At 46.2% G+C, this 12,260-nt stretch carries 13 protein-coding genes; 8 read left to right on the top strand and 5 right to left on the bottom strand.

Annotated elements, in window-relative coordinates; all coding sequences use genetic code 11:
* Window positions 1-80: 80 nt before the first annotated feature.
* Window positions 81-1,205 (top strand): o-succinylbenzoate synthase, encoded by a 1,125-nt coding sequence (locus tag NQ544_RS07375; RefSeq protein ID WP_006847289.1) that lies wholly within the window; start codon window positions 81-83, stop codon window positions 1,203-1,205.
* The gene (locus NQ544_RS07370; RefSeq protein ID WP_006847290.1) at window positions 1,202-2,185 is read left to right on the top strand and encodes an AMP-binding protein; all 984 of its coding nucleotides are present in this window, start codon (window positions 1,202-1,204) and stop codon (window positions 2,183-2,185) included. Before NQ544_RS07375 ends, NQ544_RS07370 begins: the two co-directional genes overlap by 4 nt.
* Before the next feature lie 33 nt (window positions 2,186-2,218).
* Here the strand turns inward: NQ544_RS07370 and aroB are convergent, their stop codons facing one another.
* Window positions 2,219-3,265: a 3-dehydroquinate synthase gene (gene aroB, locus NQ544_RS07365; protein WP_006847291.1), complete on the bottom strand. Its 1,047-nt coding sequence runs from the start codon at window positions 3,263-3,265 to the stop codon at window positions 2,219-2,221.
* Window positions 3,266-3,483: 218 nt separating this feature from the next.
* Here aroB and NQ544_RS07360 point away from each other — a divergent pair, with 218 nt between their 5' ends.
* Window positions 3,484-6,429: a TonB-dependent receptor gene (locus NQ544_RS07360; RefSeq protein ID WP_040552885.1), complete on the top strand. Its 2,946-nt coding sequence runs from the start codon at window positions 3,484-3,486 to the stop codon at window positions 6,427-6,429.
* A gap of 155 nt (window positions 6,430-6,584) precedes the next feature.
* On the opposite strand, the gene NQ544_RS07355 is transcribed toward NQ544_RS07360, so the two are convergent.
* Window positions 6,585-7,115 (bottom strand): porin family protein, encoded by a 531-nt coding sequence (locus tag NQ544_RS07355; protein WP_040552888.1) that lies wholly within the window; start codon window positions 7,113-7,115, stop codon window positions 6,585-6,587.
* A 267-nt stretch (window positions 7,116-7,382) separates the two neighbouring features.
* Between NQ544_RS07355 and NQ544_RS07350 the strand changes: the two genes are divergently transcribed.
* Window positions 7,383-7,592 carry a DUF6722 family protein gene (locus NQ544_RS07350; protein WP_040552996.1) on the top strand — a complete coding sequence of 70 codons (210 nt, stop codon included), beginning with the start codon at window positions 7,383-7,385 and terminating at the stop codon, window positions 7,590-7,592.
* Between the two features lie 2 nt (window positions 7,593-7,594).
* Window positions 7,595-7,717, top strand: coding sequence for a hypothetical protein (locus tag NQ544_RS07345; protein WP_006847295.1), 123 nt, complete (start codon window positions 7,595-7,597; stop codon window positions 7,715-7,717).
* 42 nt (window positions 7,718-7,759) lie between these two features.
* Here the strand turns inward: NQ544_RS07345 and NQ544_RS07340 are convergent, their stop codons facing one another.
* Genes NQ544_RS07340 through NQ544_RS07330 form a run of 3 tightly spaced genes read right to left on the bottom strand, consistent with a single transcriptional unit; the run spans window position 7,760 to window position 9,414 of the window.
* A complete protein-coding gene (locus NQ544_RS07340; protein WP_006847296.1) occupies window positions 7,760-8,182 on the bottom strand; it encodes an RNA-binding S4 domain-containing protein in 423 nt (140 codons plus the stop codon).
* Between the two features lie 2 nt (window positions 8,183-8,184).
* Entirely contained in the window at window positions 8,185-8,757 is a 573-nt protein-coding gene (pth, locus tag NQ544_RS07335) for an aminoacyl-tRNA hydrolase (RefSeq protein WP_006847297.1), read from the bottom strand.
* Window positions 8,758-8,808: 51 nt separating this feature from the next.
* Complete coding sequence (locus tag NQ544_RS07330; protein ID WP_006847298.1) at window positions 8,809-9,414, bottom strand: 50S ribosomal protein L25/general stress protein Ctc; 606 nt, start codon at window positions 9,412-9,414, stop codon at window positions 8,809-8,811.
* Window positions 9,415-9,698: 284 nt separating this feature from the next.
* On the opposite strand from NQ544_RS07330, the gene nusB reads away from it, so the two are divergent.
* The 3 genes from nusB (at window position 9,699) to NQ544_RS07315 (ending at window position 12,132) form a co-directional block, all read left to right on the top strand.
* The gene (gene nusB / locus NQ544_RS07325) at window positions 9,699-10,766 is read left to right on the top strand and encodes a transcription antitermination factor NusB (RefSeq protein WP_006847300.1); all 1,068 of its coding nucleotides are present in this window, start codon (window positions 9,699-9,701) and stop codon (window positions 10,764-10,766) included.
* 78 nt (window positions 10,767-10,844) lie between these two features.
* The gene (yajC, locus tag NQ544_RS07320; RefSeq protein WP_006847301.1) at window positions 10,845-11,159 is read left to right on the top strand and encodes a preprotein translocase subunit YajC; all 315 of its coding nucleotides are present in this window, start codon (window positions 10,845-10,847) and stop codon (window positions 11,157-11,159) included.
* Complete coding sequence (locus NQ544_RS07315) at window positions 11,152-12,132, top strand: CdaR family protein (RefSeq protein WP_006847302.1); 981 nt, start codon at window positions 11,152-11,154, stop codon at window positions 12,130-12,132. Before yajC ends, NQ544_RS07315 begins: the two co-directional genes overlap by 8 nt.
* The last annotated feature ends 128 nt before the right edge of the window (window positions 12,133-12,260 follow it).

The raw sequence follows: 12,260 nt of genomic DNA, 5'->3' as shown, positions 1-12,260 counted from the left end.
TTAACTTCCCGAACGACCGTAGGGAGTGATAACTTCTTTAACTTCAGATAATTCCCCAACATTCAGAATTTTAAGAAATCATGTATAAGATAGAAATCTCGGAGCGCACGCTCCACTTCAAGCAGCCGGCAGGCACATCTCGTGGCGTATATACCACGAGACACAGTTATTATCTCACTCTCACATCGGATGAATTGCCGGGAGTAGAGGGAGTGGGAGAGTGTGCTACGCTCCCTGATCTCAGTTGCGATGCCAAACCGGAATATGAGATGACCCTGCGACAGGTTTGTCAGATGGTGGAGCAAATGGGACGCATTCCATACGATATGATTCGTGCTTACCCAAGCATTACTTTCGGTCTCGAAACAGCCTTCGCTTCGTTCTTCGATGCAGCGAAGAAGTTTTTGGAGATTGTTCCTGCTGAAGGAGCATCTTCTTCTGAAATGTTGAAGCAGAAAGGAGTTTCTGTTCCAGCCGGAATGGAGAACCTGACAGATCTCTTCAATTCTCCTTTCGGAAGAGGTGAAGAAGGTATTACAATTAACGGATTGGTGTGGATGGGAACCTATGAGGAGATGCTGGCACGGTTGGAGGAGAAGCTCCAGGCGGGTTTCCATTGCGTGAAACTGAAGATCGGTGCCATCGAATTCTTCAAGGAACTCGATCTCATCAAGCGCATCCGTGATGTGTATAACAAGGAGCAGGTTGAGTTGCGTGTAGATGCCAATGGCGGCTTTTTGCCGGAGAATGCAATGAGTCAGCTGGAGGCTTTGGCTAAATATGACATTCATTCGATTGAGCAGCCTATCAAGCAGCATCAGTGGCCTAAGATGGCTCAGCTCTGTCGCGAAACACCGCTTCCTATCGCTCTGGACGAGGAGTTGATTGGTGTGAATGTGAGAAGCATGAAAGAGGCTTTGCTCGATACCATTCGTCCACAATATATCATCTTGAAGCCTTCTCTTCATGGTGGCATCTATGGATGCAACGAGTGGATAGAACTGGCTAACCAGCGTGGTATCGGCAGTTGGATTACTTCTGCTCTTGAGAGTAATATCGGTCTGAATGCTATTGCTCATTATGCAGCTAAAGTATATGGTCCTAATGTCAAGATGCCGCAAGGCTTGGGCACCGGACAGCTCTTTACTGATAATATACCGATGCCTTTGGAGATTCGTGGTGACAAATTGTTTGTAGTAAAATGACTTTAGAAGAATTCCTTTCAGAATGGAATAACGGTAGCGACCGGGTGCTTGTTCATACAAGTGGTTCTACAGGCAAGCCCAAGCCGATGATGGTAGAGAAGAAGCGAATGCTCAACTCGGCCCGCATCACTTGTGATTTCCTGGGATTGAAACCTGGTGATAGCGCCCTGCTCTGCATGTCGCTCGATTATATTGCAGGTAAGATGGTGGTGGTGCGGAGTATAGAGCGCCATCTCCATCTTATTTCTGTTTGCCCAAGTGGGCATCCTTTGAAAGATGTAAATGAAGAGATTACCTTCGCTGCGATGGTCCCGATGCAGGTTTATAACACCCTGCAGGTTCCTGAAGAGCGGGCTCGTCTCTGCTGCATCAGGCATCTTATTATCGGTGGCGGAGCCATAGATGAGGCTCTCGAACAGAAACTGAAGGCTCTTCCCGGCGATGTTGCCATCTGGAGTACCTACGGAATGACCGAAACGCTCTCGCATATTGCCCTGAGAAGAATTAACGGTGCTGAGGCCAGCGAATGGTACCAGCCTTTCGATAGTGTCAGAATCAGTCAGACCGATGAAGGATGTCTGGTAATAGATGCTCCGCAGGTCTGTGCTGAGCCCCTGGTAACGAACGATATTGTGGAAATAGAATCCTATATATATAATAAGGTGGAAAAACTCCGTTTTCGCATCAAAGGCAGAAAAGACAATGTGATTTGCAGCGGAGGCATCAAGATTCAGATAGAAGAGGTTGAGGCTCTGTTGAAGCCTTATCTTGAAAAACCTTTCATGATAGCCAAGAAGAAAGACGGGAAGTTTGGAGAGATTGCAGTCCTCCTGACGGAAGATGAGGAGATAGAAAAAGTGGAGGCGACTGTTCGCCGCCTCTTATCTGATCATAAATATTGGATTCCAAGGGAATTCCTTCATGTAGAGCATCTCCCGCTTACCGAAACCGGAAAGCCGAAGCGCTCTATCTTTCTTTAAAGGGATTCTCTGAAGAAAGATTCCTTAGCTGAATTATCCTTCTCTGAAGAAGTCAAGTGCTTCCTTGATCTCTTCTGTCGTAGCTGTCTGGTTGATACGGATATCGCCTATGCCGCCCAGCATCGTGAAGTTGATGATGCCATTCTGGTTCTTCTTGTCATGGTGCATCAGCTCGATGAGTTCATCATAGTCATCGCAGGTAATATCCAGTGTACCATAGAATTCCTTGATGAAGTTTACGGTCTGGCGCATCTTCTCAGTAGGGAATCCGGTTTTGGCAACACTCAGATAGAGTTCTGGAATCAGACCGAATGCCACTGCGTAACCATGCAGGATAGGCTTGCGCTTCAATGCCCAACTCTCGAATGCATGACCGAAAGTATGGCCCAGGTTCAGTGCCTTGCGGATGCCCTGCTCGTGAGGATCCTGCTCTACAATGCGCTCCTTTACCTTCACGCTGTCGCCTACCATGCGCTGCAACTGCTTCAAATCAGGCTTGTCGAGGTCGAAACTGACCAGTTCTTCCCACATGGCTTCTGTAGAAATCAGACCGTGTTTCAGCATCTCTGCATAGCCCGAACAGATGTTTTCTGCATCGAGCGTCTTTAAGAATTCTGTATCGAGAATAACGAACTTAGAATCGTTGAACACACCTACTTCGTTCTTCAGTCCACCGAAGTTGATGCCTGTCTTTCCACCTACCGATGCATCTACCATAGCCAGCAGGGTGGTAGGGATATTGATAAAGTTGATACCTCTCTTAAAAGTGCTGGCAGCAAAGCCACCCAGGTCGGTTACCATACCGCCGCCCAGATTAATCATACAGGAGTGGCGTGAAGCTCCTCCCTCCTGCAGTCCTTTCCATACCATCATCAGACTTTCGATGTCTTTATGGCTATCGGTAGCCGGTATAGTGATGATATGGGCTTCCTTCATGCAGTAAAAATTCTGCAATACAGGCATGCATAGTTCCAATGTCGTAGTATCAGTAAGCACAAAAAGCTTGTCGTGCTCACACTCAGAAAGTGCACTTACCAGTTCGCTTTCCAGTTGGGTTGATATGATTACTCTTTGTTCCATAACATTCTAACGTATTAATTTTTGTGCAAAGATACACTAAAATGGAGACAATACAAAAAAAAAGTTGCTAAATTTGCGTTTTTTATCTCATAATGAATTAAACCTTGGGGTATTTAACGCGTCAAAACAATCGAGTAACAAAAAATGATAATAGAATATCATAGCGATTATGTGTGAAAACACTCATAGTTGGAAATAATAACAAATTAAAAATAAGAATGAAAAAATCGATTCTGACGATGCTGCTGCTGTTGATGGCAATAGCATCCTTTGCTCAACAGCGACTGATATCCGGTCAGATTACCGACCGCGATACCAAGGAGGCCATTGAGCAGGTAACTATTCAATTGCTTAAGAGCGACAGCACGTATGTGGCTGGTGCCATCAGTAATGAGAACGGACTCTTTCATGTCACCGCTCCGGCTAATGGCAAGTATCTGCTCAAGATTTCGAGCGTAGGATACAAGTCTACTGTGAAGCGTATCCAAATTTCTGATAACAAGGATCTGGCTATGGGTAAGATTGTGCTGGGTGCTGAGGCTATCATGCTGAAAGGCGCAGTGGTAACAGCCATGGCTCAGAAGGTAACCCTGAAGGAGGATACTTTCGTGTACAATTCTTCAGCCTATCGCACACCGGAAGGCTCTGTAGTAGAGGAACTCGTAAAGCGTCTGCCGGGTGCAGAGGTGAGCGATGACGGTACCATCAAGATTAATGGTAAGGAAGTAAAGAAGATTCTGGTAGACGGTAAGGAGTTTATGACGGGTGATACCAAGACTGCCCTGAAGAACCTGCCTACCAGCATCATCGAGAAAATCAAGGCATACGATGAGAAGAGTGATCTCTCTAAGGTGACCGGTATTGATGATGGCGAGGAGCAGACCGTGCTCGACTTCGGTGTCAAGAAGGGTATGAACAAGGGTCTGATTTCCAATATCGACCTGGGTGTGGGCAACAAGAGCCGCTACAATATGCGTGGCATGGGAGGTTATTTCAATGATAACAACCGATTCATGCTCTTTGCCAATGCCAATAACACCAGCGACCGTGGTTTCGGAGGCGGTGGCCCCGGTAGAGGTTTCGGAGGTGCTAACGGTTTGAATGCCAGCAAGATGATAGGTGCTAACTATAATTATGAACTGAAAGATAAATTCAAGTTCAATACTTCACTTCGCTGGAATCACAGCGATGGCGATATTTGGAGCCGTCGTTCCAGCGAGAACTTCATGGGTAGCAGCTCTTCGTTCAGCAACAGCTTGACTCAGAATTTCTCCCGCAGCAACAGCTGGAATGGCAACATCCGCTTGGAATGGATGCCTGATTCCATGACCAATATCCTCTTCCGTCCTTCCATCTCCTGGAGTACCAGCGATGGATTGAGTGGCAGCCAGTCGGCTTCTTACAACAAGGATCCTTATACCATTACCTCCAAAGACCCTCTTTCTGAGGAAGGTATTGAGGAGTTGGACAAGGCTGAGGCTATGGTGAACAGTCAGTTGACTAACGGAATCACCTATTCTGATAATAACAATATCAGGGGTATGCTGCAGGTGAACCGCAAGTTGGGCAACAAGGGACGTAACATCACCTTCCGTGTGGATGCCAAATATACGGATAATGACAGCAAGAGCATCTCGCTCAACAACGCCAAGCTCTATCTCGTACAGACAGCGGAGGGTAAGGATTCTACTTATCAGACCAACCGCTATAACCTGACTCCTTCGAAGAATTACAGTTATGCGGGCCAGTTGACCTATAGTGAGCCACTCTGGAAGGCTACCTTCCTGCAGTTCAGCTATAAGTTTACTTACAGCTACTCCAAGAGCGACCGCAGCACCTACGATTTCAGCAAGTATGCCATGAATGGCGATCACGAATATCGTGGTTGGGATAGTTACCTGAATCCGTTTGCCGGTCAGCTTGATAATTACAAGGATAAGGATTTGAGCAAGTATTCTGAGTATAAGAACTATACTCATGATATTCAGGTAATGATGCGATTCATCCGAAGCAAATATAATCTCAACTTCGGTGTAATGATTCAGCCACAGCGCTCCAACTTCATCTACGATTATATGGGCAATCATAAGGATACCGTCCGCACGGTTACCAATTTCAGTCCAACCCTCGATTTCCGTTATCGCTTCTCCAAGATGAGCAACCTGCGCGTGAACTACCGTGGTACCACAGCGCAGCCAAGCATCTCTCAGTTGCTTGACATCACGGATAACAGCGACCCGCTGAACATCTCGAAGGGTAACCCTGGCTTGAAGCCATCGTTCACCCAGAACTTCCGATTGTTCTACAACAATTTCGTGCAGAACCACAACAAGGGTGTCATGACTTTCATCAACTTCTCAACCACCAACAATAGCATCAGCAATAAGGTGACCTACGATGAGAAGACTGGTGGTAGAATCACCCGACCTGAGAATATCAATGGCAACTGGAATGTGATGGGAGCCTTTATGTTCAACTGCTCTATCGATAGTGCTGGTGTATGGAACTTGAATACCGACACCTACTTGGGTTACAACAACTATGTGAGTTATCTGAGTCTCGACAAGCAGTCTGATTCACAGAAGAATACCACCCGCAGTACTACTTGGAGAGAGCGCCTCTCTTTCAGCTATCGTAACAACTGGCTGGAGCTTTCGCTCGATGGAACATTGAATTATAACCATGCTACAAACAAGTTGCAGCCTAACAGCAACCTCAATACCTGGCAGTTCTCTTATGGTCCTAGCATGACGCTTACAGCGCCTTGGGGCACCAGTCTGAACTCAAGCCTCTCTATCAGCAGCCGCCGCGGTTATAGCGACAGCAGCATGAATACGGATGAGTTTGTATGGAATGCGCAGCTCTCTCAGGGTTTCCTGAAGGGCAAGCCTCTTACCATCATGCTGCAGTTCTACGATATTCTCCGCCAGCAGAGCACCTTCTCTCGTGCCATTTCTGCTACATCCCGTACGGATACGGAGTATAATGCCATCAACAGCTATGCGATGCTGCATGTGATTTACCGCCTGAATCTCTTCGGAGGCAAGGATGCCCATAGGGGTGGACCTGAAGGTCCTAGTGGTCCTGGTGGTCGTCCAAACTTCAGTGGCCGTCCATTCAATGGCGGTTTTGGCGGTGGTCGTCCAGGCGGCAGAATGTTCTAGAAAGAAAATGAAGTAAGCTTCATTTAAAACGATAGTAAGCCTCACTCCATGTTTACGTGAGGCTTATTCAGACAGATATGACGAGAAAAAAAGAAATCCCCGCTCTTCGTAATGAGGAGCGGGGATTGTTATTTTGTCTTGTCAAGAGTTCTCGATTAGAGAGCGAACTTGTAACCTACAGTAATCTGGATTACGTTGTTGTAACCTTCGTCTGAGTGCTTGAATACCTTTGTGCAGCCGATGTTGTAGCGAGCATCGAATACAAGGTTAGAATACTCATAAGAGAGACCTACTGGTACAGAAAGGTCGAATGTCTTAACAAGCTCGTCAGGCATATCATCCTTACCTACCATGAAACCTGGCTGAATACCAGCCTTGAGAGCGAGACCCTGAGCTACATAGTAGTTCAATGTTACAGGTACGTTGATATATCCTGGAGTCCAAGTTACGTGATCAGACTTTGTTCCCTGAGCAGAGTAGAGAGCGCCAACAGCAAGACCTAACTTGTCTGTAGCCTGATACTGCAATTCAGCACCGGCTGCGAAACCTGCCTTCCAATCGCCGTCAGCGATAGTAGAAACGTTCAAACCTACCTTAGGCTGAATAGTTGTTGTACCTGCAGCCTGCTGTGCGAAAGCACCTACTGAAGACAGTACCATAGCTGCCATAACGAATAATTTTTTCATGATCTCTAATATTTTAAATTGATAGTATATAATGCTCATATAGAGTATGATTAGTTATCAGTGTGTATGCTGATTCCATCATTTTTGCTAGATGCAAAGGTATGTTTTTTCTCTATTCGCTCCAAATATTTTAAGCATTATTTTAAAATAAGCAGCCAAATATCACATATAAGTTTCCATTTCGTATATTTTTAGCAATAATTATCCCAATTTTCTTGCATCGTATCTTAAAATGTTGTATATTTGCAGAGCTAAATAGAAATGCTTATGGGACTGGAATTTGGAAAATGGTTAATGGACGTTGCCAAGTATATGTTGACGGCGCTCTTGCTAGCAAGTTTTTTTGGAGACATGAATACCCCAGGAATGGTTGCTATAGCAATTTTAATAATGATGGTAATATTAGGCTTGGGGCTTTGGTTTGTGCACCTTAATAGTCCTGACGATAAAAATAATAAAAGAAAGAAAGGAAAATAATTATGACTACACAAGAAATTAATTTCGCAATGATTTGTGGAGCACTCATCCTGATTTGTCTTTTTGCTGTCGGGTTGATTATTCATGAAAAGAGCCAGCAAAAGAAGAATGCTCAATGGGAATAAAAAAATCCCCTATACAGTGTAAAAGATGTATAGGGGATTCTTTTATTCTTCATCTTCGTCCCAGTCTTCTTCGTCAAATCCAAACATGGCTGGAGCTACGAAGGCGTCCAGGGCACGGCGTTCTTTCTTTGTAGGGCGACCAGTGCCTCGGGCTCTATCTACGAATCCGCTGATGCGGCTCATCTCCAGGAGCTCGTATTGCTTAGGGTCGGTTACGTTCTTATAGACACCATACAGCATCTTGGCACCTACGCGCTGCTCTATGCAGTCGAGAACCTCGAAAGAGTAGGTGATAGGGGCTTTCTTTACGCTCACCACATCGCCACGCTTGATGATGAAGGAAGGCTTTCTCGTTACGCCTCCTACCATGACGCGGCCATTCTTACAGGCATCGGCAGCAATGCTGCGGGTCTTGTAAATGCGGGCAGCCCAGAGCCACTTGTCTATTCTTGCTGATTCCTTCATGATTATTTCTTTCCTAGCTTATTGTATTGGTTCATGGTGATGTCGATACCGGCAAGGACGAAGCTCTTGATAATCTCTACACCCAGGTCGATGGCCGGCTGCAGCTGCTTCATGTCTTCCTCAGTATATTTGCCCAGCACCCAGTCTATCTGGCCGCCACGTGGATAATCGTTGCCGATGCCCATGCGCAGGCGGGCATAGTTCTGACCGATAAGCTGCTGGATATGTCCCAATCCGTTATGGCCGCCGTTGCTGCCGTTCGCCTTCAGTCGGAAAGCACCCAGAGGCAGGGCTAGCTCATCGCTGATAACGAGCAGTCGGCTCTGGTCAATCTTTTCCTGATTCAGCCAATATCTTACCGCATTACCGCTGAGGTTCATGAATGTGGTAGGTTTGAGCAGGAAAATCTTTCTTCCCTTGAGCGTAGTCTCGGCTACGAAGCCATATCGCTTATCCTCAAAATGAATATTGGACGCTTTAGCAAAAGCGTCCAATACCATAAATCCTGTGTTGTGCCTGGTGCCGGCATATTCATCGCCAGGGTTACCAAGCCCACAAATCAAATATTTATCCAATGTTTGATAATGCTTTACTCAGGTTCGTAAAATCTCTAGATGACTCAGTGATTAAGCCTCTGCATCATCAGCAGCCTGAGCTGCGAGCTGAGCGTTACGTGTCATCTTGATAGAGCAAACTACAACAGCCTTGCTTGTAGCCAACTCGAGACCCTCGAATGAGAGGTCACCTACCTTGATGCTCTTACCGATCTTCAACTCAGTAACGTCGATATCGAGGTGCTCAGGAATAACCTGGTAAGGAGCTGTAACGTTGATCTTACGGATAGAGAGGTTCATACGACCACCATCACGTACACCCTGTGCAAGACCTGTCAACTTAACTGGAATACCGATAGTGATAGGCTTCTGGTCGTTAACCTCGTAGAAGTCAACGTGCAGAGGAGCGTCTGTTGTTGGGTGGAACTGGATCTCCTTCATGATAGCTGTGTGGCTCTCACCGTCGATGATGAGGTTGATAACGTATACATGAGGAGTGTAGATGATTTTACGCAACTCAGCGAATGGAACTGCGAATGACAAAGCCTCAGGAGCACCGTTCTCGCCCTTCTTCTCACCATAAAGGTTACATGGAATCAAACCTTCCTTACGCAATGTCTTAGAAGCTTTCTTGCCAAGGTCTGTACGCTTCTGACCTGTTACATTAATCTCTTTCATTTTGTGTTACTCTAAATTAAGTTATTAATAAAAAATGTGCCTTAACTCGCCATCACACGGATTAGCTTTGCTTAAAGCGGGTGCAAAATTACTAAAATTATTTGGAATGAGCAAACTTTTTGCCGAAAAACAGGTTTTATATGCAGAAAAAATATTGAAAATACAATTTTTTGCTTAAATAAACTGAAATTTTTGCCCGTTTTCTTGTCTATTACCTATTTAATGTGTATTTTTGCAAGCGTATTAAGTAATTTAATAAATGAATCTTTTAAAAACATTAGAGAATGATTAATAGGGATTTGATAAGACGTAAGATTGTGCAGTTAACCTACGCATACTATCAAAACAGCGATCATAACATGGATAACGCTGAGAAGGAGCTGATGTTTAGTCTCTCCAAGTCATACGATTTGTACAACTACATGTTGCAGCTCATCGTTGCCATCACTCAGGAGGCACGCAAGCGCTACGATGTAGATGTGGCTCGTGCCAAGAGAGAGGGTGAGCAGGAACCTTCACCACGTTTCGCATTCAATAAGTTCGCTCTGCAGCTCGAAGAGAACAAGATGCTGCTCGAATGGATAGATGTTAAGCATTCCAACTGGGATGAGGATATTGAAATGGTACGCAAAGTGTATACAGCTATTACGTCTAGTGATTTCTATGCTGATTATGTAAGCGGTGCTATTGATGAGGAACTCGCCGATCTCGACGAGTATAGCCGCGACCGTGAGGTATGGCGCCGCATCTACAAGCAGTTTATTCAGAATAATGAAGATCTTGATGCATTCCTCGAGGAGAAGAGCCTCTACTGGAACGATGACAAGGATATCATAGATACTTTCGTATTGAAGACTATCAAGCGTTTCGACCCGGAAGCTAAGGCCAAGCAGGAATTGCTGCCGGAATATAAGGATGCTGAAGACAGAGAGTTTGCACGCAAGCTCTTCCGTGCTACCATCCTCAACTGCGATACCTACCAGCGCTATATGAGCGAGGCTTTGCGCAACTGGGATTTCTCACGTCTTGCCTATATGGATGTGATTATCATGCAGATTGCCATCGCCGAGGTGATGAACTTCCCTGGCATCCCGGCTACCGTCACTATCAACGAGTATGTAGAACTTGCCAAGGCATACAGCACTCCTCGCAGCGGCGGTTATGTTAACGGTATGCTCGACAGCATCTGCCGCGAGCTCATCAGCCGCAACCTCATCCAGAAGGAGATGCCTGAGCGCAAGCAGCATCAGCATGCACAGCACGGCGAACATGCCGGCAAACAGCGCCCAGACAACCAGCACCCAGCCGGCCGTCGTCCGCGCATTCACCGCGCTCCGGGCGAGGGTGAGTAAATAACGGGGGCCTTTCTTGCTGGCCACACCTTATTTATATATAGAACATAAAATAATAATAGATAATACTTTAACGACATGACAAATTTAGTATTGCAAGCAGCTGCCGGTGGTAGCAGCATGAGTTTTCTCATCATGATGGTAGCTATCTTCGCTATCATGTGGTTCTTTATGATCCGTCCTCAGCAGAAGAAGCAGAAGGAAATCCGCAAATTCCAGAATGCTTTGGCAGAGGGTACAAAGGTGGTTACAGGCGGCGGTGTTTATGGCACTGTTAAGCGTGTTGACCTCGAGGCTAATACCGTTGATGTTGAGATAGCTCGTGGCGTGGTAATCACTGTAGCTAAGGGCTACGTGTTTGCTGATGCAGCTAGTCAGACACCTAATGCATAGTATCAAGAGCATATTAAAAGCTGTCAGAAACTTCCTGTTCAGTGGTCTGAATAAGGAGTTTCTGATTTTTTTGTTCTTTCTCGCTCTCAGCGGCATCTTCTGGCTGATGATGACGCTCAATGAGACTACCGAGAGAGAATTCAATATTCCTGTGCAGCTAACGGGCGTGCCCCGCAATGCGGTGATAACCGGCGAACTCCCTGATACCGTGCATATTACGGTGCGCGATAAGGGATTCACACTCGTTACCTATGCTTACGGAGGCAAGATTCTTCCGCTCACATTCCGGTTTGCCAATTATGCCGACGAGGAAACGGGAACGGGACAGATTCCGATGGCTGATGTGCAGAAACAGGTGGCATCCCAGCTCTATGGCTCTACCAAACTGATCTCCATCAAGCCGGCAAAATACGATTTCTTCTTCACCTACGGCTCTTCCAAGCGAGTGCCTGTGGTGTTCAGAGGTAAGATTACAACCAGCAAGAGCTATTATCTGGCACATACCGAATTCCTGCCGTCTACGGTTACGGTTTATGCCAACAAGAAGCAGCTCGACCAGTTGGAATCGGTAGAAATCGAGCCGTTCAACATGCGCAACCTGCAGGATACCATTCATCGCAGCGTACCTATCAAGAAGATACGTGGCATGAAGATTGTGCCTCAGATGGTGCGTCTGGCGGTATATCCTGATGTGCTTACCGAAGAGTCGGTCGAGGTGCCTGTTACGGCCATCAACATGCCTGATAACATGGTGCTCCGTACCTTCCCATCTAAAGTGGCGGTAAGATTCACCATCGGAGCCAGCCTCTTCAGAACCATCAAGCCGAGCCAGTTTAAGGTGGTAGTAGATTATAACGATCTGGCTAACAACCCTTCTGACAAGTGCAGACTCCAGTTGCGCAGCGTGCCGCGCTCGGTGAGCAAGGCGCATCTCGAACTGGAAACGGTAGATTATCTGCTGGAACAGCAATGATGATTAACTGAACTTTCGCATGTGGTTCAAGTACGGGCTGAAAGCCCAAAAGCTCCTAGCCCAGGGTAACACCCTGGGTATAATGGCAGTCAACAAGGCGCCCTGTAAGGGCAAAAGCTTTATGTATT

This window comes from Segatella copri DSM 18205, from assembly GCF_025151535.1.
Taxonomy (GTDB): domain Bacteria; phylum Bacteroidota; class Bacteroidia; order Bacteroidales; family Bacteroidaceae; genus Prevotella; species Prevotella copri.
The sequence above is the reverse complement of the archived record's forward strand: the minus strand, read 5'-3'. Positions and strand labels throughout refer to the sequence as shown.

Bases quoted from the DNA above. Each gene is read 5' to 3' on its own strand.
- nusB (WP_006847300.1), top strand. From the start codon at position 9,699: ATGATTAATAGGGATTTGATAAGACGTAAGATTGTGCAGTTAACCTAC.
- NQ544_RS07355 (WP_040552888.1), bottom strand. From the start codon at position 7,115: ATGAAAAAATTATTCGTTATGGCAGCTATGGTACTGTCTTCAGTAGGT.
- NQ544_RS07330 (WP_006847298.1), bottom strand. From the start codon at position 9,414: ATGAAAGAGATTAATGTAACAGGTCAGAAGCGTACAGACCTTGGCAAG.
- NQ544_RS07360 (WP_040552885.1), top strand. From the start codon at position 3,484: ATGAAAAAATCGATTCTGACGATGCTGCTGCTGTTGATGGCAATAGCA.
- aroB (WP_006847291.1), bottom strand. From the start codon at position 3,265: ATGGAACAAAGAGTAATCATATCAACCCAACTGGAAAGCGAACTGGTA.
- yajC (WP_006847301.1), top strand. From the start codon at position 10,845: ATGACAAATTTAGTATTGCAAGCAGCTGCCGGTGGTAGCAGCATGAGT.
- NQ544_RS07375 (WP_006847289.1), top strand. From the start codon at position 81: ATGTATAAGATAGAAATCTCGGAGCGCACGCTCCACTTCAAGCAGCCG.
- NQ544_RS07370 (WP_006847290.1), top strand. From the start codon at position 1,202: ATGACTTTAGAAGAATTCCTTTCAGAATGGAATAACGGTAGCGACCGG.
- NQ544_RS07350 (WP_040552996.1), top strand. From the start codon at position 7,383: ATGGGACTGGAATTTGGAAAATGGTTAATGGACGTTGCCAAGTATATG.
- NQ544_RS07315 (WP_006847302.1), top strand. From the start codon at position 11,152: ATGCATAGTATCAAGAGCATATTAAAAGCTGTCAGAAACTTCCTGTTC.
- NQ544_RS07345 (WP_006847295.1), top strand. From the start codon at position 7,595: ATGACTACACAAGAAATTAATTTCGCAATGATTTGTGGAGCACTCATC.
- NQ544_RS07340 (WP_006847296.1), bottom strand. From the start codon at position 8,182: ATGAAGGAATCAGCAAGAATAGACAAGTGGCTCTGGGCTGCCCGCATT.